The organism is Streptomyces sp. 2A115, from assembly GCF_052245575.1.
Lineage (GTDB): Bacteria > Actinomycetota > Actinomycetes > Streptomycetales > Streptomycetaceae > Streptomyces.
In genome coordinates this window covers 69,499-94,756 of the sequence record NZ_JBQQCG010000043.1, presented here as the reverse complement: position 1 = coordinate 94,756, position 25,258 = coordinate 69,499, and the positions used below count along the sequence as shown (strand labels likewise).

At 72.3% G+C, this 25,258-nt stretch carries 9 protein-coding genes; 2 read left to right on the top strand and 7 right to left on the bottom strand.

Features of this window, described 5'->3' with window-relative positions:
* Positions 1 to 78: 78 nt before the first annotated feature.
* From ACTWQR_RS31685 to ACTWQR_RS31660, 6 genes are all read right to left on the bottom strand, one after another.
* Positions 79 to 693 (bottom strand): dihydrofolate reductase family protein, encoded by a 615-nt coding sequence (locus ACTWQR_RS31685; RefSeq protein ID WP_443230646.1) that lies wholly within the window; start codon positions 691 to 693, stop codon positions 79 to 81.
* A 252-nt stretch (positions 694 to 945) separates the two neighbouring features.
* A complete protein-coding gene (locus ACTWQR_RS31680) occupies positions 946 to 1,728 on the bottom strand; it encodes an alpha/beta fold hydrolase (protein WP_443230645.1) in 783 nt (260 codons plus the stop codon).
* 94 nt (positions 1,729 to 1,822) lie between these two features.
* Entirely contained in the window at positions 1,823 to 2,959 is a 1,137-nt protein-coding gene (locus tag ACTWQR_RS31675; RefSeq protein ID WP_443230644.1) for an alpha/beta hydrolase, read from the bottom strand.
* On the bottom strand, positions 2,956 to 5,517 hold the full coding sequence (locus ACTWQR_RS31670) for a thioester reductase domain-containing protein (protein WP_443230643.1): 2,562 nt from the start codon (positions 5,515 to 5,517) through the stop codon (positions 2,956 to 2,958). The genes ACTWQR_RS31675 and ACTWQR_RS31670 overlap by 4 nt, the downstream gene beginning before the upstream one ends.
* Before the next feature lie 73 nt (positions 5,518 to 5,590).
* Positions 5,591 to 19,720 carry an SDR family NAD(P)-dependent oxidoreductase gene (locus ACTWQR_RS31665; RefSeq protein WP_443230642.1) on the bottom strand — a complete coding sequence of 4,710 codons (14,130 nt, stop codon included), beginning with the start codon at positions 19,718 to 19,720 and terminating at the stop codon, positions 5,591 to 5,593.
* Between the two features lie 199 nt (positions 19,721 to 19,919).
* Entirely contained in the window at positions 19,920 to 21,698 is a 1,779-nt protein-coding gene (locus tag ACTWQR_RS31660) for a fatty acyl-AMP ligase (protein WP_443230641.1), read from the bottom strand.
* A 414-nt stretch (positions 21,699 to 22,112) separates the two neighbouring features.
* Between ACTWQR_RS31660 and ACTWQR_RS31655 the strand changes: the two genes are divergently transcribed.
* Positions 22,113 to 22,571: an SRPBCC family protein gene (locus ACTWQR_RS31655; RefSeq protein WP_443230640.1), complete on the top strand. Its 459-nt coding sequence runs from the start codon at positions 22,113 to 22,115 to the stop codon at positions 22,569 to 22,571.
* Positions 22,572 to 22,715: 144 nt separating this feature from the next.
* Here the strand turns inward: ACTWQR_RS31655 and ACTWQR_RS31650 are convergent, their stop codons facing one another.
* Complete coding sequence (locus ACTWQR_RS31650; protein WP_443230639.1) at positions 22,716 to 23,876, bottom strand: LacI family DNA-binding transcriptional regulator; 1,161 nt, start codon at positions 23,874 to 23,876, stop codon at positions 22,716 to 22,718.
* Between the two features lie 149 nt (positions 23,877 to 24,025).
* On the opposite strand from ACTWQR_RS31650, the gene ACTWQR_RS31645 reads away from it, so the two are divergent.
* Complete coding sequence (locus ACTWQR_RS31645) at positions 24,026 to 25,252, top strand: amino acid ABC transporter substrate-binding protein (protein WP_443230638.1); 1,227 nt, start codon at positions 24,026 to 24,028, stop codon at positions 25,250 to 25,252.
* The last annotated feature ends 6 nt before the right edge of the window (positions 25,253 to 25,258 follow it).

Below are 25,258 nucleotides of genomic sequence, written 5' to 3'. Positions count from 1 at the left end.
CTGCGAGGGGGGACGCCCCCCCCCTCGTGGACCGAGCCATTTGTCGCGCCGAGCGCTGAGTACCGAGTGCCTAGGTGATTACTGCTCGGGCTGGGGCAGGTGGGTCTTGGCCTCGTCGTAACCGGCGTCGCCGGCCGACTCGGCCGGGGCGTAGACCAGGTTCAGCACGCCGGTCTGGAACGTCTCCGAGGAGATCAGCTTCAGCGGGATCGAGGACTCACCCTCGTCGAACAGCCGCATGCCCTTGCCCAGGGCGATCGGGTGCACCAGCAGATGCAGTTCGTCCAGCAGACCGGCGGCCAGCAGCTGGCGGACCACCGAGACCGAGCCGCTCATGGCGATGTTCCCGCCCGGCTCGTTCTTCAGGGCGGTGACGGCGTCGATGAGGTCGCCGTCGATCTGCTCGGAGTTGCGCCGGGTGAACTCGAGCTTCTGGTTCGACGCGACGATCTTGCGTGCGTCGCCGAGGCTCTTGGCGAAGGACGCGTCCTCGCCACCGGCCGCCTCACGCTCCGGCCACGCGCCGGCGAAGGTGTCGTATGTCTTGCGGCCGAGAAGGATGGTGTCGACCGTGCCGAGGCTCGCGCCGACGGCGGCGCCCATCTCGTCGTTGAAGTACGGGAAGTGCCACTGGTCGGGTGCCTCCACAACGCCGTCGAGCGAGATGAACAGGTCGGCGGTGATCTTCCTCATGATGTTCCTCCGGGAGGAGTGGTCGATGCAGTCTGTCTCCTGTAGGACGACGGACGCCGGATGAACTCATCGGTGGTGTCACGGCGAGTCGGATCGGAGCGGGGCTGCCGTCACCGCGGTTCCGTGTGCCCGTCCCGGACGAGCCGGAGGTGCGGGGCGCTCCGTACGCCTGGCCGTCGAGGAACTTCGCGGGTGCGGCCCGGAGCCTGATGACACTCGCACAGAGCGGCTGTCCGCCTCACGCCCGATCGGTCACGAAGCAGCTCGGTCGGTCACGAACCAGTCCAGTGCCGCGGTCAGTTCGGCCGGCTTCTCCACCGGCAGTTCGTGGCCGGCGTCCACGATGCGGATCACCGCGTCCGGGTAGGCCGTCGCCATCCGCAGCATTTGTGCGACGGGCAGCTGGATGTCGTGGTAGCCGTGCACCAGCAGGGTGGGCGTGCGGATCTCGCCGACCCGGTCGAGGACGTCGAAGGCCCGCATGGCGGCGTAGAGGGTCATGACCACTTCCCGCGGCGTGGCCGAGGATGCCTTGATGTACTCGCGGATCTCAGCGCGCGGATAGCCGGGGGCGAAGGCCCGCTGGATGTTGGTGGCGACGAACAGCTTGAACGGCACCAGCGTGGATGCCGCCATCAGCAGGCCGCGCCCGCGGCTGAAGGCCATCCGGCTGATCGAGTTCACCAGTACCAGGCGCTCGATCCGCTCGGGATGGGCGAGGGCGAGGGTCTGCGCGATCATCCCGCCCATGGAGTGGCCGACGGGGATGAACCGGTCGACCTTCAGCTGGTCGAGGAGGGCGAGGACGTCCGCGGCCAGCTCCTCGATCGTCCGTGCCGACCCGTCGCTCTCGCCGTGCCCGCGCAGGTCGAGCCGGATCACCCGCCGCTTCGGGGCGAAGTTGGCCATCTGGTGGTCCCAGCGGTGCCGGTTGGCCGTCCAGCCGTGGATGAACACCAGGGGCACGCCGTCCCCGTCGCGGGGGCCCTCGTCGTCGTACGTCAGTACCGCGCCGTCGACAGAGAGCTGTGGCATGGGTCGTCGCCTCCTGGGATGTGGGCCCGGTTGTGGTCCAGATGTGGTCCGGGTACTGCAGTGTGCTGTCGCCGACCGCCCCGGCAGCCGCCCGTCACCGCCGCTTGTCGAGGAAGTCGAGGATGTGCCCGAACACGTCGAGGGCGGCGCCCCGGCCTAGGAAAGTGTCGAGGTGACCGTAGCCGGGAATCTCGGCGTACGCCACGTCCAAGTGCGGCTGCCTGCGAGCGAGTATCTCGTGGCAGAGCTTCTGGGAGTCCAGCCACAGCCCGTTCTCGCTGCCCGCCAGCAGCAGGACGGGGGTGTCGATGCGGCCGGCCGCGTCCAGCGCGTTGGGCGGCAGCGCCCGGTAGCGGTGGTCGCCGTCGTGCCAGCGGACCACGCTGCGGGCCAGCTCGATCCGGCGCAGATGCGGCAGGATCCACAGCGGCGCGGGACCGAGCAGTTCCGCGAGCCGGTTGTGGGTGGCCTCGGACAGATGCTCGTGCACGAACAGCGAAGCGCCGGTGCCCCAGGCCGAGTTGTGCAGGATCTGGCAGGTCGGATCCGGGCAGCTCGCCTTCCGGGCGGCCAGCGCGAACAGCGGTGTGTACTTCGACCACAGGCCCACCTTGCGGAAGTCGACGGGGATGTGGTCGATGCGGGACTTGAGCAGTTCCCCGGCCAGCGTCATGCGCAGCGAGGTGCGGCCCGCGAGCTTCGGCGTCAGGAACACGCCCTGCGACACCACGCCGGCGAGCCCCGGCACCAGCCCCGCCGCCATGCTCAGCGACAACGTGAGCGAGCCGATACAGTGCGCGACCACGAACAGCGGCCGGTCGCCGATGCGTTGGCGGATGTGGGACACGGCTTCGGGGATGTCGTACAGGGCGACGTCGTCGTACGTGTACTTCTGGCCGGTCTCGTTGTACGGCAGCCGGCAACTGCCCCGCCAGTCGAGCAGCCACGGCTCGTACCCGTCGTCGAGCAGGACGTCGACCAGGTTGCGGGTCTCGGGCAGCAGGAACATGTCGGCGGACGCGGTGTGCCCGTGCAGGAGCAGCACGGCGGGCCGGTCCGCCTCGCCGCTGTCGATGCGGGTCAGGCCGAGCCGGAGGCCGTCACCGGCCCGGAAGGGGATCTCTTCGACGGCCCCCGGGTCGAGGCGGTGGTGGAGGGGGCGCAGGGCCGTGGTGGTCCTGACCCTGCGGATCGTCGGCCTGGTCCGGGAGTTGGTCGTCCTGTGGATCATCGGTTGCGCTCCGAAGAGGTCTGGGTGCGTCGCAGGTCGAGCAGATCGGCGGCGGCCCGGGCGAAGGGGCCGAGCAGCCCGCGGCCCATCTCCATGCCGAACCAGGCGAGCCAGGTCAGCTTGGCGGCCCGCTTCTCCCTGCTGGTCAGGCGTGGGTCGACCTTGATGCCGTCGATCTGGTCGCGTACGTAGCTGTCGGCGGGCACGACGACCTCGCCCGTCAGGTGGGCCGGGTCGCCCTCGCGGCCGATCTCGACGGTCAGCGCGCGGGTCTGCCGCCACACGTCGCGGCGGGCCCGCGCGTACTTGCGGCCCTCCAGCCACCAGCGCCCGCCGTCCGTGTCGCGCAACAGCAGCCGGTAGCAAAGGAGTTGGTGCCGCATACCGTGCTGCTCGGGGATGCCCTCCTCGGGGCGGATCCAGACGTCGCCCCGCTCCACGACCAGCGGCTCGGGGTGCACCGCCGCGCACACCAGCTCGCCGTTGACGTCCACCCGGCGCTCCGTCACCAGTTGGTGCATGCTCGCGATGGAGAGGGTGAGCGCCATCGAGCAGGGAGTCGAGCGGGGAATCGAGCGAGGAGTGTCGGCGTCGGCGCCGACCGGGCCGACGCTGCCCTCGGTCGTCTCGGAGAACCACAGGTATGGCTGGTCGTCCTTGTGCGGCAACCGGGCGAGGCCGTCGTGGGCGAGTCGCTCGAACGTCTTCATCTGCGCCTGGGCGTCGTAGCGTTCCGCGGGCCTGAGACCGAGCGCCTCGACGAGCGCGGCGGTGCGATCGTCGGTGGCCGCCGGACCCTGCAACGTCGCCTCGCACAGCTTGAGAGCGGTGGGACTCTGCAACACCCGGGACAGAAAGGCGAGTTCGGGCACCGGGTCGGCCTCCAGGCGGGCCAGGGCGTCGGTGCGCCACTCGTCCCAGTCCTGGACGCGCACGTGCATGCCGCCCAGCGCCATGTCCCGTACGACGTCGTCGAGGGTGTTGGGCACGCCGGTCAGGTTGTAGTCGTAGCCCCAGGCGTCGGGTTCGCAGACGACGCCGACCGCGACCCGGCTCACCCAGTCCACCGGGGCCGCGTTCAGGTAGCGGAAGGCGGGCACGGTGCGGAAGCGGCCGAAGGCCGAGATGAGGCCGCTGCTGAGGTCCTGGGGGTTGTAGGCACCGGTCTTGGTGTGGCCGCCGATGCCGCCCGGGCGCAGCGCCGTGACCACCAGTCCGTGGTCGCGGGCCCGCCGCAGGGCGACCTCGGCGGCCCACTTCGTCTGGTCGTAGCCCGCGATGAGGCGGTCGGCGTGGGCGAGCGGGTCGTCCTCGCCCATGGCGGTGATGCCGACCTCGTTGAAGACCGCGATCGAGGAGATGTGGTGCAGGGGCTTGGGCCGGCCGGTCGCCGCCAGTTCGGCCAGGGTCAGCGCACCGAGGACGTTGCTCTGCCGCAGCGACTGGTAGCCGCGCAGGAAGTCCACGGCCGCCGCCACGCCGACGACACTGTCCAGCTCGTGGGCGAGGGTGTTCCACAGATCGTCTGGCAGGCCGAGGCGTGGGCGCCGCATGTCGCCGGGGAGCACGGTCACCCGGCGCCGGATCTCCGACGACCAGGGCAGCTCGTAGCCCTTGAGCGCCTCGCCGAGCCGGGCCACGGCCGCCTCCTCGTCGGCCGCGCGGACCAGGCAGTAGACGTGGGCGTCGCTGTACCGCAGCAGGTCGAGGAGCATGTGACTGCCGAGGAAGCCGGTGGTGCCGGTCAACAGGATCCGGCGGGGCGGCAGCGGCTCGGGCGAGCCGGTCCACGGTAGGCGGTCGGCGAGGGAGAGGTCGGCCAGGATCTGGTCGAGGTCCTCGGGGCGGGCTGTGGAGTGGTTGGCGGACTGGGCTGTGGGGTGGGAGGTGGTCGCGGCGGAGAGCCGGAGGGCGCCCGGCGTCGGTGACGTGCCCGTGTTGATGGTCGCCGGGGCCGGGGTCGCTGACGTGCCGGTCGCGGTGGCCGCCGGGGGCGGCGTTGCCGCGGCTGTCACGGCTGCCGACGTCACCGGGGCTCGAGTCTCCGCGGTCGCCGCAGTTCCCGACGTGGCCGCAAGACCGGCGGCCGACAGCCAGCGCTGGGCGAGACTGCGCGGGCGGGCGTCGGCGAACACGTCGTCCAGGGCGATCTCCATGCCCAGCTCGCGTTCCAGCTCCGCGACGAGTTCCACGGCGCCCACGGAACTGCCCCCGGCGTCGAAGAAGTCGGTGTCCGGCGACAGGTGTCCCTCGGACAGAAACGAACCCGCCGCGGCGGCGATGGCGGCGGCCAGGCCGTCCACATCCGGGGCGGCGGGTGCCTGGGCGATGCCGGCACCCGGATCAGCACCGATGTCGGTCGGGGTGGCGTCGAGACCCGAATCCGTACCGGGATCCGAGTCCGCAGCGACGCCGGTCGGCGTGGGTGCGGCGGCCGTCCTGACCTTGGCCAGCAGGTCGTCCAGGCTGAGCCCGCCCCCGCCCCGCTCGATGGCCTTGGCCTCGCCGGTCGCCCGCTGTCCGGCGTACGCCGACGAGTCCGCGTTCACGTCACGCATGAGAGCCCTTCACTATGTGCACTGTCCTCCCGCTCACTGCCACTGCTTCCCAAGGCCCAAGGCTGGCCGCCGCCTACCGTTTCCAGGAACGGAACGCCCGCAGATGTTCCGGCGTGACCACGGTCTCCAGCCGCTCGTCCTCCTGGTCGCCACCACCGAGGCCGGCAAGCAGGCGACGAGCCGGTACGTTGCGCGGCGTGCGCTCCGCCGTCAGCCGGACCTTCGCGCAGCCGAGCTCCTCGGCCCGCTCGGCCAGCCACTGCAAGAGACGTTCCTCGACACCTCGGCCGAGCGCCCGGCAGCTCATCATCCAGGCCAGTACGTCGAGTTGGTCGCCGTCCTGTCGGATGGCGAGCAGACCGATCTGGCCGTAGTCGCCGAAACGGTCCCGGGCCGCGGCCGTCCACACCTCGCCGCGCTCCCGCCACCGGGCGACATCGCCGCCGTCGGCCGACCGGGCGCGGAGGGTGAACTGATTCGTCCGGCGGACGAGTTGTTCGGCCCGCGGCACATCGGCCTCGGTCAGGGCCCGGATGTCGACCTCCAGCTCCAACTCGGCGAGGAACTCCTCGAAACCGGCCTGTTCAACGGCCTGTTCGCGGACGGCGTCCCGTTCCCGCTCCTGCTCGTAGAACCGGGCTCGCAGCGAGTCCTCGGCCGTTGCCGCCACCGGGACCAGCGGCCACAACCGGCCCAGGAAATCCTCCAGTTCGGCTGTCGGCGGGCAGGTCACCGACAGCACCTGCGGCGACGCCGACCGGACCCCCGCGATCTCGACGGGGTTGTCGTCCAGGAACAGGAAGCTGTCCAGACCGAGGCCGAGCGTGTGCGCCGCCTGCGCCAGGCGGCCCGATTTCGGGCCCCAGGTGGCGGACAGCACGCTGAAGTGGTCCGCCTTCAGCAGGCTGTCCGGGCGATCCAGGACGGCCCGGACCGTGTCCTCGTCGTTGTTGCTGACCAGCGCCAGCAGCGCGCCCGCCGCCCGCCACCGCAACAGTCTCCGCGCCAGCAGGGCACGCGGCCCGGTCAGGTCCACCGCGTCCGCACCGATCTCTCCGGCCACGCCGCCCCACAGGGTCTCGTCACCGTCCACCGCGATCACCTTGGGCGCGGGGCGCCGCACCGCCCGTACGACCTCGGCCAGTCGTAGGGCCACCGCCGCCTGGAAACGCGGGGTGAAGGGGAGGTGGGCCAGCCGCTCGGTCCGCTCGTCGAAGCGTTCCTGTACGAGGTGGTGCCGGGTCCAGTCGTCGGGGCGGAGCACCGCGATACCGGGCAGCTCGGCCAGTTCGGCGGCAAGCTCGCGCTCCCACCGCTCCCACCGCTCCCACCGCTCAAGGCGGTCGTCGTCGCGTGAGGTCGGCAGGAAGCCTACGATCAGCGGCTTGCGGGTCCGCTCGGACAGGGCTCGCAGTGCGGCCGAGTACTCGGTGCGCGTTTCGGCGAGCAGCGCGTCGTCCACCGGGCCGAACCGCTCCAGGTCCACCGCCCGCAGCAGCACCACACCCACCGCAGTGGCGGGGTCGGCGAAGACGCTGGACGGGTCCCGCAGGCTCGCGAGTACCTGGTGGTACGGGCCTTCCGCGACCGTCACACCGCCGTCCTCCATCCCCTTCCCCTCATCGACCGCCCCTTCGTTGACCGCCGTCTCGCACATCAGCGGCAGGTTGCCGAGGGCGAAGGTGGCGGCGAGGGCGACGGAGCGGCGAGGGACGGTCGTGGTCTCATGAGCAGCCGGGGCATCGGCGGCCCCGCCCGCCGTAGCCACCGTACGCACCGTACGAACCGGCGCTGTCGGATCCTCGACCGCCTCCGCGAGCAGCCGCAGGAACTCCTCCCCCAGCTCGGTGGAGGTCGCCGCGTCCAGGATGTCGACGTTGTGGTCGAGCCGGATCCGGCCCGCGTCCGGGGTCACGGTGATCATCAGGTCGAGATCGGAGTAGCCCGTCCCGGCCGGCAGCACCTCGAGGTTGGCCAGGCGGCCCGCCGAGGAACGCACGTAGTTGAAGTACACCTCGACGAGCGGCGCGTTCGCCCGGTACAGCCCTTGCTGGGCCAGCGTCGACAGAACGTCGGAGAACATGGCGCCCTTCGCGAGGACCCGGTCGAGGCGGCCGTCGGTGCGGCGCAGCACGTGCTCGATCCGCTCGTCCTCACCCGCCTGCGCCGGGAACGGCACCGGCACTCCGAAGAAGCCCACGGCGTCGTACGCGTCGGCGTGGATGCGTGTGTCCACGGGCACGGCGAGCACGAAGCGCTCACGTGCCCGCTTCCGGGCCAGCAGCACGGTCAGCGTGCCGAGGCAGAAGGCGGCGGGCGTGACGGCGAGACTGCTCGCCCGTGCCGACACCCGCTCCATGAGCCCGTCGGGGATCGCCACGGTGACGCTTCCGGCTCGGTACGACCGCGTGGCCGGGCGCGGCCCGGCGAGCGTCAGATCGAGACGGGCGCTGCCTTGGAAGGCCTCTCGCCACTCGGCCGCGCTCGCGTCGGCCCCCTGGACCGACTGCTGGGCCTGGATCAGCAGGTCGATGTCGCGGTTGGTGACGGCGTCGCCGAGCGAAGTGCCCGACAACTCGGTGTCGATCTCCCCCGCCACCAGCAGCAGCGACTGCAGGTCGCTCACCGCGTGGTGCGCGCCGAAGACGAGGATCTGGCCCCGCGCACCGCCGTCCAGCAGCTCGAACCGCCACAAGGGCGGATTCGCCAGGTCGAATGGCGGCTCCAGCAGCTGACGCAACCGGTCGGCGGCGTCAAGGGCGGCATCGGCGGCCAGGGCCGTCCACCGCAGCACCGGCTCCGCCAGCTCCTTCTCCACCCGCAGTTCCCGCCCGCCCCCGGCTCCGGTGACGATCGCGGTGCGCAGGGCCGCGTGTCGTGCGGCGAGCCGGGTGAGGATGTCGGTGAGCGTCTCGCGGGTGGTCGGCGCGGTCAGCCGTACGGCCAGGCCGATGGCGTGGGCCGCGTCCGGCATGTCCGGCCGGGCGCTGCGCAGCAGCCGTACGACATCGCGGGTCGCGGGCCGCAGTTCGGTCCCGGGCACCTCGGAGGTGACGTCGGCCTGCCGCTCCTCACCCCGCGCCACGGTGTCCCGGCCGGGCGGGAACTCGGGCAGGGCCTCCGCCAGAGTCCGTGCCAGGCCTCGGATGTCCGGCGCCGAGAACACGTCGGCGGCCGGGAGTTCGACGCCCAGGTCGCGGGCGAAGGCGTTGCGCAACCGGACCAACATGAGGGAGTCCAGGCCCAGCTCCTTGAGGGCCGTGGCCGCGGACGCCTCCACGACACCGCCGCAGACGTCGCCGACCCGGGCCCGTACGTACGCCTCGAGCCATGCGGCGCGGTCCTGGTCGGTCGTCGCCGCGAACACCTTCTCGACGAGGCCGTCCGAGTCCGCCGCACCCGTCGGGACGCTGACCAGGTCGCTCAGAATCGGGCGGGTGCGTGCCGCATCCGGGTCGAGCGCCAGCATCCCCCAGTCCAGGGCGAGGGGTGCGAGCTGGCGGCGGGAGGTGGCCAGCACGCGCTCGAACAGTTCGCCGCCCTCCTGGGGGGAGAAGGCGACCAGACCCGATCGGCTGGTCTCGGCGGCCCGGGTGCCGGACTCGGCGACCATGCCGACGCCCGTCCAGGCACCCCAGTCGAGGCTCAGCGCCCGGCGATCGGTACGGGAGAGGTGGTGTGCCCAGGCGTCGAGGAAGGCGTTCGCCGCCGAGTACGGGCTCTGTCCGGCCGAACCGAGGAGGCCGGCCGCCGAGGCGAACAGGACCAGGTTCGCGGCTTCCGGGATCAGTTCGGTGAGCAGGGCGGTGCCCAGCACCTTGGGGGCGAGCACGCGCAGGACTCGTTCGTCCGTCAGGTTCGCCAGCGTGGCGTCGTCGAGCACACCGGCCGCGTGGACGACTCCGGCGATCGGGCCGGCCGCACGTCGTACGGCGTCCACGGCGGCCGTCAGGCCGTCACGGTCGGCGACGTCGGCGCGGGCGAGGTGCACGGTGACGCCACGCTCTTCAAGATCCTTGATCCAGCTCGCGGTGTCCGTGTCGGGTGTGCTCCGGCTCATCAGTGCCAGTCGGCGGGCACCGCGGCCCACCAGTCGCTCGGCGACGACGCGGCCGAGACCGCCAAGACCACCGGTGATCAGGTACACGCCGTCGGGGGTGATCTCGCCGTTGCCGCCGCCGTCCGGGCGGGTGCGGGCCAGGCGCGGCACCAGGCGTCCCGACTCCCGCAGCGCGACCAGCCGTTCGTCGTCGGCGTGCCGCAACTGCGTCCACAGCGCGTCGACTCCGCCGCTGGACGGCAGGTCGATCAGCGTGGTCGTCAGCTCCGGGTACTCCTGCGCCACCGTGAGACCGAAGCCCCAGGCGAGCGCCTGCTGAGGGTGCGTCACCTGCGTGCTGTCACCCGCGGCCTGGGTGCCCCGGACGACCACGAACAGACGGGGGGCCTGGCCGCTCCGCGGACGGCCGACGAGCGTCCGAACCATGTGCAGGGTGCTCAGGCAGCACAGCCGAGCCGCCTCCTCGGCCTTGCCGGCATCCCCGATCGCCGGAGCGTCGAGCGCGGACAACTGGACGACCCGCTCGGGCGGCCCGTCCGGGAAGGCCTCGTCGAGCAGACGCGCAAGATGCCGCGGATCGGCCGGATCCAGCACGTACCGACCGGGGCCCTCCACGCCGAACACCTCGCCCCTGCGGGCGATCACATGCGGCACCGTGGAGCCCAGCCGCTCGGCGAGTTCGACGGCCACCCCGGTCTCATCGGCCAGGATCAGCCAACTGCCCTGGGCAGGCGGCTCCTGCGCGACAGGGCGCGGCTGCCAGCGGGTCTCGAAGAGCGCGCCGTCCAGCGGGGAGAGCGCGGCCAGCTCGAACTCCTCCGCCTCCAGGACGAGTTGTTCGTTCTCGTCCCAGAGCCGCAGGTCCATGGTGGCGGTGTCGCCTGCCACGGAACGCAGCTCGCAGGTCACCCACACGGGCATGGCGCGCAGCCCGGTGAACCGCAGCCGTCCGACCCCGACGGGCACGAACGCCCGGCCCCCGGGCGCGTCACCCGGCAAGGCGGCCGTGTGGAAGGCGGCGTCGAGGACCGCGGGGTGCAGCAGATGACCGGCGGCGGGCCTGTCGGCCAGCCGGCCGAGCGCCGCGGAGTCCGTGCGGTGGCCCGCCTCCAGGCTCCGGAAGGCCGGACCGTACTCGATACCGAGGGCGTTGAGCTGCGCGTAGACAGCCGACAGGTCCACCTCCTCCGCGCACCGCTCGCGCAGCGCGCCGGGCGACTCGCCCGCGTCGGCGGCGAGTTCGGCGGGTTCCCCGGCGCGTTCGGCGGGGGTGACGGCGACGCGTCCGCTGACGTGCCGCTCCCACCGCGTACGCCGATCGTGCCGCTCACCGGCGGCCGCCGAGGCGATGGTGAAGTCCCGGAAGCCGTCCTCGGCGGGCCGCAGGACCAGTTGGAGCCGTACGGGCTTCTCCGCGTCCAGACGCAGCGGCTGTACGAACCTGACGTCGGCCAGCCGCACGTCGCCGCCGTCCCGTACCGCGGCCGCGGCCTCCAGTGCCATGTCGAGGAAGGCGGCGCCGGGCAGCCAGACCTCGCCGGTGACCCGGTGGTCGGTCAGGTAGGCGAAACGGCTGTCGCGCAGGTCTATTTCGCTCTGGAAGGTGTGCCGGTCGGGTTCGTCACTGGCCTCGACGTGCGTACCGAGGAGCGGCGAACCGCCTGTCGCGGGGGCGGGGGCGGGTGCGAGCCAGTGGCGTTCGCGGGCGAACGCGTAGGTGGGCAGGTCGACCAGGCGGCCCTCCGGGAACAGCACCGGCCAGTCGGGGGTGTGCCCGGCCGCGTACAACTCCCCCAGCCTGCGCAGCAGAACGTCGGGCGCGTCCTGCTGGCGGCGCAGGGAGCCGACGCCGACCGCGTCGATCCCGGCTTCGGCCGCCACCGCCTCTATGGACGCGGTGAGGGAGGGGTGCGGGCTCAGCTCGACGAAGTAGCGGTAGCCGTCGTCCAGCATCCGTCGGATCGTGTCCGCGAATCGGACCGGCCGGCTGAGGTTCGCGTGCCAGTACCCGGCGTCCAGCCGGTCGCCGGGCACCGGCTCCGCCAGCACCGTCGAGTACAGCGAGGTCGGTGTCCGCGTGCCTCCGATGCCGGAGAACCGGTCGAGCAGTTCCTCGCGGAGCGGGTCCATCAAGGGGGTGTGCGAGGCGAACGGCGTCGACAGGCGTCGGGCGGGTATCTCCTGCTCGTCGAGGCCCTGCCGAAGTTCGGCCAGCGCGACGGCGTCGCCGGAGACGGCCGTGGAGTCGGCGCTGTTGACCGCCGCGACGAACAGCCGGTCCTCGTACGGCGCGAGCAGCTTCTCGACCTCCGTGCGCGGCAGCTCCACGGCCAGCATGCCGCCCTGCCCGACCAGCGGTACGACCGCCTGGGCGCGCCCGGTCACCACGGTCACGGCCTCGTCCAGGGTGAGGGCGCCCGCGCTGTAGGCGGCGGCGATCTCGCCCAGGCTGTGCCCGACCACGGCGTCCGGGGCGACCCCGAGCGCACGCCAAGCGGCGGCCAACGCGGCGTTGACCGCGAACAGCACCGGTTGCAGGAACTCGGTCCGTTCGAGCGGGGAGAATTCCTCCGGTGCCCGCAGCACGTTGAGCACCGACCAGCCGACGTGCCGACGCACCGCCTCGTCGATACGGGTCAGCTCCTCCCGGAAAGCGTCCGATCCGGCCATCAACTCCACGCCCATGCCCGGCCATTGACCGCCGTGCCCGGCGAAGACGAAGGCCACCTTGCCGCTTTGCTCCTCGCGGGGCGGCATCGGCGGCGTCCGTCCGGTCGCCAACGCGCCCAGTGCGGCGTGCAGTTCGTCCCGGTCGCCCGCCACGATCGCCGTACGCCGCTCGAAGTGGCTGCGGTGCCGCGCGAGAGTGTGGGCGACGTCCGGCAGGGCGCTGTCCTCGGTCAGGTACGAGGCCAGCCGCGCGGCCTGACCGCGCAGAGCGGCCTCGCTCCGCCCGGACAGCACGAACAACCGTTTGCCCGGGGCGAGTTGACCCGGCGGCTCCGCCCCGACCTCTACCTCGATCGGCGGAGCCTCCTCCACGATCACATGCGCGTTGGTTCCGCTGATCCCGAAGGCGCTCACACCGGCACGTCGTACCCGCTCCCCCTCCTCCCCCGCTCCCTCCCGCGACGACGGCCAGGCCGCTTCCTCCCGCAGCAGCCGCAGCCCGCTGCCGTCCCAGTCGACGTGCCGGCTGGGCGTGCCGGCGTGCAGGGTGCGCGGCAGGGTGCGGTGGCGCAGCGACTGCACCACCTTGATCAGTCCGGCCACGCCCGAAGCCGCCTGCGCATGGCCGATGTTGGACTTGAGCGAGCCCAGATACAGGGGGCGGTCCTGAGGACGCGAGTCGCCGAAGACCTCGGACAGGGCGTTCGCCTCGATCGGGTCGCCCAGCGTCGTCCCCGTCCCGTGCGCCTCCACGTAGTCGATGTCGGCGGGCTCGAGCCCGGACAGCTCCAGCGCCCGCCGGATCACCCGCTCCTGAGCCGGACCGTTCGGCGCGGACAACCCCTGGCTGCGGCCGTCCTGGTTGACGGCCGTGCCACGCAGCACGGCCAGCACCTCGTCACCGTCACGCCGGGCGTCGCTCAGCCGCTTCAGTACGACCATGCCCGCGCCCTCGGCCCAACTGGCGCCGTCGGCATCGTCGGAGAAGGAGCGGCAGCGACCGGTCGGGGACAGTCCCCGCAGACGGCTGAACTCCACGAAGGTCCCCGGTGTCACCATCAGCGTCACGCCGCCGGCGAGCGCCAGGTCGCACTCGCCCGACCGCAGCGCCTGGGCCGCCAAGTGCGTCGCCACGAGCGACGACGAGCACGCCGTGTCCACCGTCAGCGCCGGCCCGTTGAGTCCGAGCGTGTACGCGAGCCGGCCCGAGGCCACGCTCAGTGCCGACCCCGTACCGACGTACCCGTCCAACTGGTCGAGCCGAGAGCCCGACAGGTAGTCGCTGCCGAACATGCCGACGTACACGCCGGTGGTGCTCCCCGCCAGCTCGGCGGGCACGATCCCGGCCCGCTCCAGCGCCTCCCACGCCGTCTCCAGGAGCAGGCGCTGCTGCGGGTCCATGGCCGCCGCCTCCTTCGGAGTGATCCCGAAGAAGCCCGCGTCGAAGGACTCGAGGACGTCGTCGTCCAGGAAGCCGCCTTCGCGGGCGTACGACTTGCCCAGGGCGTCCGGGTCGGGGTCGTACAGCGACTCCACGTCCCAGCGTCCCGCCGGGAACGGGCCCACCGCGTCACGGCCCTCCGCGACCAGGCGCCACAGACCCTCCGGATCGCTCACACCACCCGGGAGGCGGCATGCCATGGCCACCACGGCCAGCGGCTCGTCGGACGCCGATGTCGTCGTCGTGTGGGTGAGCTGCCGCGGTCGGGCGGCGCGGGCGGTTCGGTGGGGCGTACGGCCGCCGGCCGCGAGTGCGGTGGTCAGCAGGTACTCGGCGAGGCGGGCTGGAGTGGGGTGGTCGAACAGCAGGGTGGCGGGGAGCTTGGCGTCGATGCGGGTGCCGATGCGGTTGCGGAGTTCGACCGCCGTCACCGAGTCCATGCCGAGTTCGCGCAGCGGCTGGTCGGGGCGGACGGACTCCGCCGAGCGCAGGCCGAGTGCGCGGGAGGCCTCGTCGCGGACCAGGGCCAGGACACGCTCGGTGCGTTCGGCCTCCGGCAGCCGGGCCAGGCGGTCCGCCAGGCCGTCGCCGCGGGCCCGGCCGGTGCGGGGCGCCGGCAGCAGCGAGCGCCACAGCGCCGCCGCGGTGCCGCCTGTGGCCGCGGTCTCGCGCAGTCGGGGCAGGTCCAGGGCCGAGGCGACCAGGTGCGGTGCGCCCCGCCGCAGGGCGAGTTCGACGAGTTCGCGGCCCTGGTCGGGGGTGAGGGCGCGGTGGCCGAGGCGGGCCATCCGGTCCAGGTCGGCGTGTTCGGCGGCCAGGCCCTCGCCTGCCCAGGCGCCGAAGGAGACCGAGACACCGGGCAGGCCCAAGGCCCGCCGGTGATGGGCCAGTTGGTCGAGGAAGACGTTGGCCGCCGCGTAGTTGCTCTGGCCCGCGTTGCCGACGACTCCGGCGGCCGAGGAGACCAGCAGGAAGAGGTCGAGTGGTGCGTCGGCGGTGAGCCGGTGCAGGTGGGCGGCGCCGTCGACCTTGGGGCGCAGCACCTGCGCGAGGCGCTCGGGCGTCAGTTCGGCGACCACCCCGTCGGCCAGGACACCGGCGCAGTGCACGACGCCGCGCAGCGGCGATTCGTCGCCGATACGGGCGAGTACGCCGGCCACGGCCGCCGCGTCCGCGACGTCGCACGCCGCCACTTCGACCTCGGCGCCGAGCTCGGTCAGTTCGGCGGTCACCTCGGCCGTGCGCGGGTCGTCGGATCCCTGGCGAGACGTCAGGACCAGGCGCTGGACGCCGTGTTCGGCGAGGAGGCGGGCGATGTGGCGGCCGACCGCGCCCAGACCGCCGGTGATCAGCACTGTGCCGTCGGTGGGTATCAAGGCGGGGCGGCCGTTGCCGTCCCCGGCCGGGATCCGCGTCTCGTTCGCGGTACGGGCGCGCACCAGCCGAGGGGCGAGCAACGCGCCTGAGCGGAGGGCGAGTTCGGGCTCGTCGGCGCACGCCACGGCGGCCGGCAGAGCGTCCGCCGGATCGGAGCCGTCGAGGTCGAGCAGGGTCAGTCCGAGGTCCGGGTGCTCGGTGCGGGCGCTGCGGGCCAGGCCCCACAGAACCGACTGGGCCAAGGCGGGCACCGTGTCCCCGTCGCCGGCCGCGATCGCCCCGCGGGTCACCCAGACGGTCCGGGCGGGCGCCTCGTCCTGCGGGAGGGCGATCAGTGCCCGCAGCTCGGCAAGTGCGGTGTCCGCCAACTCCTGCGCCGCGGCGGCCGGTTCGGTCCCCGGCGCCGGGCGCGACCAGAACCGTACGAGGACGTCGACGCTGGTCTCGGGCAGCTGTGGGGGCATGTCGGCGCCCGCCCCGAGCACCTGGATCCCCGCCGCCTCCAAGCCTCGCAGGGCCGTCGCGACCTCCGGGTCAGAGTGGTCGCCCAGGACGGTCCACTCGGTGCCCGAGGCCCCCGCAGGCTCTTCGGGTACGGCCGTCCACGCCACCTCGTACAGGTGCCGGCCGTTCGCGGAGACGCCGTTCAGGTCCGCCGGTTCGGCGGCCCGCAGCCGTACGCCCTCCAGGCGGCCCGCCGGGAGACCGTCGGCGTCCCACAGCGTCACGTCCAGCGTGAGGTCCGTACCGGAGCCGCCCGATCGCCGTACGGACGCGGTGAGGTCGGTCGCGCCGCCGGGCGGCAGCACGCAGCGGCCCACCGCGACCGGCAGCAGTACCCGGCCGTCGGACGCGTCGCGCGCATCGAACGCGGCGGCCACGTGCAGCGCGGCGTCCAGCAGCGCCGGATGGACCGGGTACGGGTCGGCCGCGTCGCGGGCCACGGGCGGCAGCGAGAGGCGGGCCAGCAGCTCGCCGTCGCCGGTCACGACCGCCGACCGTACGCCCTGGAAGGCCGGGCCGTAGCCGAGGCCGAGCCCGGTCAGCCGCTCGTACGTCCGCGGGCTCCAGGCCGGCTCGGCCGCCTCCGGCCACACGGGCGGCTGCCCCGCCGTCATCGGAGCGGGCTCGGCCGCCGACGCGGTGGCGTGCAGGGTCCAGGTCCAGCCGGTGGTCTCCTGGCCGCGCGGACGGCTGTGCACGGTGATCTCCGGTACGGGACCGTCGGTGACCACCTCGACGGACACCTCGACCGTGCCGGACTCGGGCAGCGTCAGGGGCGAGAGGAGGAGCAGTTCGGTGACGTCACCGGGATCGTCGGGGCGGGCCACGGCGAGCGCGGCGCGGCACAGCTCCATCAGCGTGGTGCCCGACACCACGGTCCGTCCGAACACGGCGTGGTCGGGCAGCCAGTCGGCGGTGGCCGGGGACCACTCGTTGCGGAAGGTCCAGCGGGTCTCGTCCGCCGACTGCAACTGGATGCCGAGCAACGGGTGCGCGGCGCGGTCGAAGAGACCGGGGGTGACGGCGGCGGACTCGGGCTCGATCCAGTGGCGCTCCGGATCCCAGGCGTACGTCGGCAGGTCCGCCGCTGTCGCCGTGTCGGGGACCAGGCGCCGCCAGTCGATCCGCCGTCCGTGGACGTGCAGTTCGGCGGCGGCCCGGTCGAGACAGGCGGGCCCGCCCTCGTCGCGGCGGAGCGATCCCACGGCGACCAGGGCGTGGTCGGAGTCCTCGGCGACGGTGCTCAGGGCGGTGAGCAGGGACGGGTGTGGGCTGAGTTCGACGAAGTACCGGTAGCCGTCGGACGTCATGCGCTCCACGGTGGGCGCGAAGCGGACGGGTTCGCGGAGGTTGGTGTACCAGTAGTCGGCTTCCAGCTCCTCGGTGACCGGCTCGCCGGAGACGGTGGAGTACCAGGCGACGGACGTCGGGTAGGTGGTGACGCCGTCGAGTTCGTCGAGGATGGTCGCGCGCACCGGCTCGACCTGGGCGCTGTGGGAGGCGTAGTCGACGTCCAGGCGGCGGACGAACACCTGTTGCCGGTCGAGGTCGGCCAGCAGGGCTTCCAGTGGCTCCACCTCACCGGCGATCACCGTCGAACGGCCGCTGTTCACGGCGGCGACGGACACCCGGCCGTCGAGCTCGGCGAGGCGGGCCTGCACCTCGGTGTGCGGCAGGCCGACGACGGCCATGCCGCCGGTGCCGGACAGCTCGGTCAGAGCCTGGCTGCGCAGGGCGACCACCGCGGCCGCGTCGTTGAGGCTGAGCGCCCCGGCGACGCAGGCCGCGGCGACCTCGCCCTGGCTGTGCCCGATCACGGCGTCCGGCCGAACGCCACGGGCCCGCCACACGGCGGCCAGGGACACCATCACGGCGAAGAGGACCGGCTGGACGACGTCCACGCGGTCCAGGGGCGGGGCGCCCGCGTCGCCGCGTAGGGCGGCCGCCACCGACCAGGTGGTGAACGGGCGCAGGGCGGCGTCGCAGCGGTCGAGTTCGTCCTCGAACACCGGGGAGCGATCGAGCAGGTCGCGGGCCATGCCGGCCCACTGGGCGCCCTGACCGGGGAAGACGAAGGCCAACTTGCCCGGGGGAAGGGTCCGTTGGGGGCCGACGACCAGGTCGGTGGCGGGCTGTCCCTCGGCAAGGTCGAGCGGTGTCCGGGCAAGTCCGCGCAGTGCGGTCAGCAGGTCGTCGCGGTTGCCGGCCTGTATGACGGCTCGGTGCTCGAAATGCGTGCGGTGGTGGGTCAGCGTTCCGGCCACGGCGGGCAGCGGCAACCGCGGCTGTTCCGTGAGCACTTCGAGGAGGCGGCCGGCCTGTCCCTGGAGGGCGGGGAGGGTGCGGGCGGAGAGCGGGAAGAGGGTCTTTCCGGGCAGGTCCGCGGCGGGTAGGTCGGTGCGCGGCAGGTCCGCGGTGGGCTGTTCCGTGCCCGGCAGGTCCGCGGTGGGCCGCGCCAGGTCCTCGGGCGCCTCTTCCAGCACCACATGCGCGTTCGTGCCGCTGATCCCGAACGCGCTCACCCCGGCCCGCCGCACCCGGTCGCCGCTCCGTGGCCACGCCTGGGCGCCACTGTGCACGCGCAGGCCGCCGCCCGCCCAGTCGACGTGCTCGGTCGGGGTCTCGGCGTGCAGCGACGCCGGGAGGAGTTCGTGGCCGAGGGCCAGCACGGTCTTGATGACGCCGCCGATGCCCGCCGCGGCCTGGGTGTGACCGATGTTGGACTTCAGCGAGCCGACGCCGAGCGGCCGGTCGGCCGGGCGGCCAGGACCGAAGACGGCGGCCAGCGCCCGGCCCTCGATGGGGTCGCCGAGCCGCGTGCCCGTGCCGTGCGCCTCGACGTGGTCCAGGTCGTCCGGCCGGAGCCCGGCGGCGTCCAGGGCGGCACGCAGCACCCGCTCCTGCGCCGGGCCGTTCGGGGCGCTCAGGCCCTGGCTGCGGCCGTCCTGGTTGATCGCCGAGCCCTTGACGACCGCGAGCACCCGGTCGCCGTCCCGGCGGGCGTCCGCGAGCCGCTTGAGCAGCACCAGACCGCAGCCCTCGGCCCACACCACGCCGTCCGCGTCGGCCGAGAACGGGCTGCACCGCCCGGACGGCGACAGCCCGCGCAGCCTGCTGAACTCGACGTGCCCGCGCGGGGTCACCAGGAGCGTCGCGCCGCCCGCCAGCGCGAGGTCGCACTCGCCTCCGGCCAGCGCCCGCGCCGCCAGATGCAGGGAGACGAGCGAGGAAGAGCAAGCGGTGTCGACGGTCACCGCCGGGCCCTGGAGACCAAGGGTGTACGCGATCCGGCCTGAGGCCACGCTCGCCGCCGAGCCCGTGCCGACGTGCCCGTCCAGCTGTCCCAGTCCGGCCGAGGCCAGGTATCCGCTGTCGTACAGGCCTATGTAGACGCCCGTGGAGCTGCCGTTGAGCGTCTCAGGGACGATCCCGGCGCGCTCGATCGCCTCCCAGCCGGTCTGCAGCAGCAGCCGCTGCTGCGGGTCCATGGCCGCGGCCTCGCGCGGCGATATCCCGAAGAAGGACGCGTCGAAACGGTCGATGTCGGAGAGGAAGCCGCCGCGCAGGGTGTACGCCTTGCCGGTGGCCTCCGGGTCGGGATCGTAGAGCCCTTGAGTGTCCCAACGGCCCACGGGCACCTCGGAGATGGTGTCCTCGCCCGCGGCCAGGAGCCGCCACAGTGCCTCGGGGTCGTCGGCGCCGCCGGGGAAGCGGCAGGCCATGGAGATGATCGCGATGTCGTCGTCCGCCCGGACGGAATCGCCCGCCCGCGCAGAAGCACCTGCCCGTGCGGAATCACCTGCCCGTACGGAAGCGCCCGCCGACGCCGGGTCCGTCGACGCCGGGTTGGCTTCCGCCGCACCGACGGGGTGCCTGTCGTCGAAGACGGCCTCGCTGATCGCCGCGATCGTGGGGTGGTCGAAGACGAGGGACGGGTCCAGGGGGCGGCCGATCCGCTCGGAGAGGTCCGCGGCCAGTGTCACCAACTGGCGTGACCCCAGGCCGAATTCGGCGATCGGCCGCTCCTGGTCGACGGACAGCGGGTCGAGCCCGGCCGCCTCGGCGACGGCCGACGCCAGCCAGGCCCGTACGCCCTCGGAGGTCGTGACGGACATCCCGGGGAACTGCTTCGGGGACTCGTTCGCAGGCATCTAGACAGGTGTCCTCGTGAACTCGGGCTCAGGCGGTTCCGTACGACCGATACGTGTCCGTACGACCGATACGGCTGGTACGCGCGTGTACTGACGGTGTACGGCTGATGCGGCCGGTGTACGGCCGACGCACGGTGCGTCCTGGCGCCACCGGCGCGGACAGGCGCGTCGGCGGTGGCGGTGGCGGTGGCGGCCGATGTCATCCCATGGCGGGCGCGCCGATCACGGCGAGGGTGCCGGCGAGGTACGCCTCCCGGGAGGCGCGGCGCTGGATCTTCCCGCTGGACGTCTTGGGGATGGTGCCGGGGCGGACCAGCACGACATCGCGCACCGACAGGCCGTGGGCCTCGCCGATCGCGCTGCGGATCAGGTCGGTGATCTTCTCGGACTCGCCCACCGCCTCCGGGGCGATCTCGGCGACGATGACGGGCTGCTCACCCTCGACTGCGCCGTCCACTCCGCCTTCCGCTCCGCCGTCTGCTCCGCTGCCCGCGCCGTCCACGGAGAACGCGGCGGTGCAGCCGGGCCGCAGTGCCCAGTGGGACATCTCGGCGGACAGCTCCAGGTCCTGCGGGTAGTGATTGCGTCCGTCGATGACTATCAAATCCTTGAGGCGGCCGGTGACGAACAGTTCGCCGTCGCGCAGGAATCCGAGGTCGCCGGTCCGCAGGAAGCGGACGTCACCGGCTTCGGGGCCCTTCAGTGTGGCCCGGAAGGTCTCGCGGGTGGCGAGGGCGTTGCGCCAGTAGCCCTTGGCGACGCTCGCGCCGGCGACCCAGATCTCGCCGACCTCACCGTCAGGCAGCTTTTCCTGCCGCTCCGGGTCGGCGATCACCACGGTCGTGCCGGAGCCGGGCCGGCCGGAGCCGACCGCCGCCGCGTCCGCCGCGCCGGCGTGCGGTCCGGTCTCGGCGGCCTCGATCAGAGTGGGCGGGGCCGTTATCGAGCTGCTGGTGACCATCAGCGTGGCCTCGGCCAGGCCGTAGCACGGGTTGAAGGCCTCGCGGCGGAAACCGGCCGCGCCGAAGGTCTCGGTGAACCGCCGCAGGGTGGCCGCCCGCACCGGTTCGGCACCGTTGAAGGCGACCTTCCAGCGACTCAGGTCGAGGCCGTCGAGAAGGTCGGGCGTGGCGTGCTTGAGGCAGAGCTCGTACGCGAAATTGGGGCCGCCGCTGGTGTGCGGGCGGTAGTGGTTGAGGGCGCTCAGCCAGCGCGTCGGCTGCTGGAGGAAGTGCAGCGGGGAGAAGAGCGTGGCGGTCGCGCCCAGGTAGACCGTGTTCAGGACCGGGCCTATCAGGCCCAGGTCGTGGTAGACGGGCAGCCAGCTGACGAACAGCTCGTGGTCGTACTCCGCGATGGTGTCCGGGGTGTGGCCCATCCGCTCGGTCATGACCCGCTCGTTGTCCAGCAGGTTCCCGTGGGTCACCACCACGCCGCGCGGGGCGGAGGTGGAGCCGGAGGTGTACTGGAGGAAGGCGACCGAGTCGGCGGTGAGGTCGGGTTCGCGCCAGGAGCCGGCCGCGTCGTCGGGGATGTCCTCGGTGGCGACGCAGGTGATCTCGGACAGCTCGGGCAGGTGTTCCGCCATGGCGCCCAGGGCGGCGATCACCTCACGGCCGCCCAGGATCACCTTGGCGTCCGCGTCGGCGATCAGGCGCTTCATACGGGTCAGGGCGCGGTGGTTCTGCGACCGGCCCTGCGGGGGCACGCCCGGCACGGCGACGACCCCGGCGGAGAGACAGCCCAGGTAGCCGCAGATGAACTCGAGGCCGGGCGGGTACAGCAGCATGGCGCGGGAACCGGCCAGACCGCGCTCCTGCAGCCAGGCGGCGATGGCTCGGGACCGGCCGGCCAGACGCCCGTACGAGATGTCCTGGATCTCTCCGCCGCAGTCCCCCGTGACGAGGTAGCGGTAGGCGGTGCGATCGGGCTGTTGCGAGGCGTGCGTGGTCAGTAGGTCGACCAGGGAACGAGCCATATGACGAGTCTCACCTGTTCGGATCAGTGGACGAGGAAACCGGAGTCCGGGAGCCGCGTCGTGCGTGTGCACAGCAGCCGTGGCCGCCCTGGCCCCCTTGCCAGGGTGTCCGTCTCGTCCGCCCGCCCGAGGAGCCGCGGTGATGAGTCCACCGACCCCTCGTACCCCCGTTCGGTTTTCTACCGACGAGTAACACCCTAGCAAGTCCATCGGCCCGCCAGGCCGAGTGATTGTAAACCCTGGATGTCCAGCCGGAGTTGGGCACCCTCGGTGCCGACCGGCGGCGTCGGCGGAATCAGCGGGTCCACACAGCGGTAGGCGGGCGCTGACCGGGTACCCGGTGCAGCGCTACGAGATCCGCGCGGCAGGACCTCTGCCCTGCGGCAGCTCAGCAGAGAGGAAGGAGGCGCGCTGATGAGCACGGTGAAGGAAACGGTAGACGTCGAGGTCCCCGTCAGCACCGCCTACAACCAGTGGACGCAGTTCGAGGAGTTCCCGAACTTCATGGAGGGGGTCGAGGAGGTCAGGCAGCTCGATGACCGCCACAACCACTGGACCACGAAGATCGGCGGGGTGGAACGGGAGTTCGACACCGAGATCATCGATCAGTTCCCGGACGAGCGGATCGCCTGGCGTACCACCAGTGGCGATACCCGACAGAAGGGCATGGTCCGCTTCGAGCGCCTGGACGACACGCACACACGGGTGGAACTCGTGCTGGACGTCGAACCCACCGGGGTCGCGGAGAAGGCCGCCGACATAACCGGGACGATCGACCGGCGGGTCAAGGGTGACATGCGACGCTTCAAGGAGTACATGGAGCACCGCGGCGGCGAATCCGGTGCCTGGCGCGGACGCATCCAGCCCGGCTGACCGCTGCTCCATCCACACACCGCCCGACGCGGCCCTCCGCCGTCCGAACCGAGCCGAGACGGCGGAGGACGACGCGTGCCACTCACCCGGTGCGTCGCGGGCGGATGCCCCAGGAACCCCCAGGGATCAGCGACCGCTCCGGCCTCACGCCGATGGCGCGGGGCCGGTCGAGTCGCGTACCACCAACGCATGGCCCGTGGGCTTCCGGCGGGGCCGGGCGGCCGGTGGCCTGAGGGCGAGTGAGAGGGCCTGCCGGCCCATCTCGGCAAGGGGCAGGCGCACGGTGGTGAGGCCGGGGGCGAGGTCCGCCGCGAACGACACGTCGTCGAATCCGGCGACCGACATCCGGTGCGGGACAGGTATGCCATGGGCGCGGAGTGCGGAAAGGACGCCGATGGCCATGGCGTCGTTGAGGGCGGCGATCGCGGTGGTGTCGGGGTGGTCGCGCAGGATGCGCTCGGCGGCGGCACGGCCGCCGTCGCGGGTGAACTCGGCATGCACGACGGGTAGTTCGGACGGAAAGGAGGACGAGGGCGGAAACGAGAACGAGGACGAGCGCGAGGGTGGGGACGAGGACGAGGGCGGGGACGAGGACGAGCGCGGGGACGAGGGCGGGGACGAAGACGAGGGCGCGGACGCGGACAACGACAACCCCGCCCGCACCAGCGCCGCCGACACCCCCGCCAGCCGGTCGGCGACAGTGGACAGCCGCACGTCTCCGGCCGCCACCGCGATCCGGCGGTGCCCGAGCGACAGCAGATGGCCGGTGACGGTCTCGGCGCCCTCCTTGTTGTCGGGGCGTACCGCGTCGGCGCCCAGGAAATGCCGGCCGATCACGGTGAGGCGGCCGCCGGTGTCCTGGAAGGCCGACAGTTCGGCCTTGGACTCGGCCTCCATACGGGGGTCGACGTAACCGGAGCCCGCGATGATGATGACACCCACGCGCTGGGCGATCAGATGCCGGATCTGGCGTGCCTCGTTCTGCGGATTCCGGCCGGACTGGCAGATCTGGACGATCAGGTTCCGTTCGCCCGCCGCCTGCACGACCCCGCCCGCGATCTCCGAGAAGTACGGGTCGTCGATCTGATGGACCACCAGCCCCACGGTCGACGCGGTCCCGCCCGCCAGGGTGCGCGCATGCGGATTGGCCACGTAGCCGAGTTCACGCGAGATGCGGCGAACCCGCTCGGCCACCTCCTCGCGCACCCCGTCCCGTCCCGCCAGCGCCCGGGAGGCAGTGGTCAGCGATACGCCCGCGCGCTCGGCCACATCGGCGAGCCGTAATCGTGAGCGGGGCCTCGGCACCTACGTCACCGCCTCTGAACAGGGCCTTCCGAACTGGTCCTTGCACGACGGTTGTCCAACCTCATGTGACGTGGATTACATGGTACGCAAGCGCTCGCGAAAGCGCTTTCGAACGGCGGACAGTGCCTGCGGACAAGGGGAGTCCAGCGATGAGCACAACCAAGCGCCTGTCATGGAGAGTTGCCGCCCTCGCGTCCGCCACGGCATTGGCGGCCAGTGGCTGCGGATCGGGCGGCGGCTCGGAGGACTCACCCGACGACCCCATCACCATCGGTGTCTCGCTCCCGCTCACCGGGGACTTCTCGGAGCCCGGCAAGGGTGTGGAGCGCGGCTACAAGGCCTGGGCGAAGATCGTCAACGACAAGGGCGGACTGCTCGGCCGCAAGGTGGAGTTGAAGATCCTCGACGACCAGTCCAGTGCCGACCGGGTGGTCTCCGACTACGAGCAGCTGATCGGCAGGGACCAGGTCGACCTGGTCTTCGGCCCGTTCTCGACCCGGCTCGTGGTGCCCGCGGCCCGGGTGGCGGAGGAGTACGGCCTGCTCTTCGTCGAGCCGGCCGGCGCCGCTCCGGAGGTCTTCGACCAGGGCTTCAAGAACCTCTTCTACGCCGCCCCGGCCGTCGCCAACGACCACTACAACCACCTCGCCGACCACATCCTGGCCCTGCCGGCGGCCGAGCGTCCCAAGACCGTGGCGTACGCCGCGATGGACGATCCCTTCGCCCAGGGAACGGCGTACGGGCTCAAGGACAAGCTGGAGAAGGGCGGCATCAGGACCGTCGTCGACGAGGTCTACCCGCCCAACACCACCGACTTCGGCTCCATCGCCGCGAAGATCGCCTCCTCCAAGGCCGACATGGTGGTGGGCGGCTCGCAGTACCAGGACGGCGTGAACCTGATCGTCGCCCTCCAACAGCTCAACTACCAGCCGAAGATGGCCGCCTTCTCCACCGCCCCCACAGAACCGGAGTTCGCAAAGGCCATCGGCAACAAGACCGAGGGCGTTCTCGCGCCCACCGGCTACACCCAGCAGGCGGACTACCCGAGCAACAAGGAGTTCGTGAAGGAGTACACCGAGCAGTTCGGCAAGGCGCCGGAGGAGGACGAGGCCAACGCCTACACCACCGGGCAGGTCGTCGCCGCGGCCGTCGAGGCCGCCGAGTGCGCATCCCAGGACGAGGAGTGCCAGCAGAAGCTCGTCGACTGGCTGCGGGAGAACGAGGTGGAGACCGTCGTGGGCCCCCTGAAATGGGACGACAAGGGGCGCCCGCAGAGCGCGCACATGATCCAGCAGTGGATCGACGGCGAGATCCGGATCGTACTGCCGGAGGAACAGAAGGAAGCAGACCTGGTCCACCCCAAGCCGAAGTGGTGATGCCCG

Excerpts from the sequence above, each read along its gene's own strand:
- ACTWQR_RS31685 (WP_443230646.1), bottom strand. The coding sequence starts at position 693 with ATGAGGAAGATCACCGCCGACCTGTTCATCTCGCTCGACGGCGTTGTG.
- ACTWQR_RS31680 (WP_443230645.1), bottom strand. The coding sequence starts at position 1,728 with ATGCCACAGCTCTCTGTCGACGGCGCGGTACTGACGTACGACGACGAG.
- ACTWQR_RS31675 (WP_443230644.1), bottom strand. The coding sequence starts at position 2,959 with ATGATCCACAGGACGACCAACTCCCGGACCAGGCCGACGATCCGCAGG.
- ACTWQR_RS31670 (WP_443230643.1), bottom strand. The coding sequence starts at position 5,517 with ATGCGTGACGTGAACGCGGACTCGTCGGCGTACGCCGGACAGCGGGCG.
- ACTWQR_RS31665 (WP_443230642.1), bottom strand. The coding sequence starts at position 19,720 with ATGCCTGCGAACGAGTCCCCGAAGCAGTTCCCCGGGATGTCCGTCACG.
- ACTWQR_RS31660 (WP_443230641.1), bottom strand. The coding sequence starts at position 21,698 with ATGGCTCGTTCCCTGGTCGACCTACTGACCACGCACGCCTCGCAACAG.
- ACTWQR_RS31655 (WP_443230640.1), top strand. The coding sequence starts at position 22,113 with ATGAGCACGGTGAAGGAAACGGTAGACGTCGAGGTCCCCGTCAGCACC.
- ACTWQR_RS31645 (WP_443230638.1), top strand. The coding sequence starts at position 24,026 with ATGAGCACAACCAAGCGCCTGTCATGGAGAGTTGCCGCCCTCGCGTCC.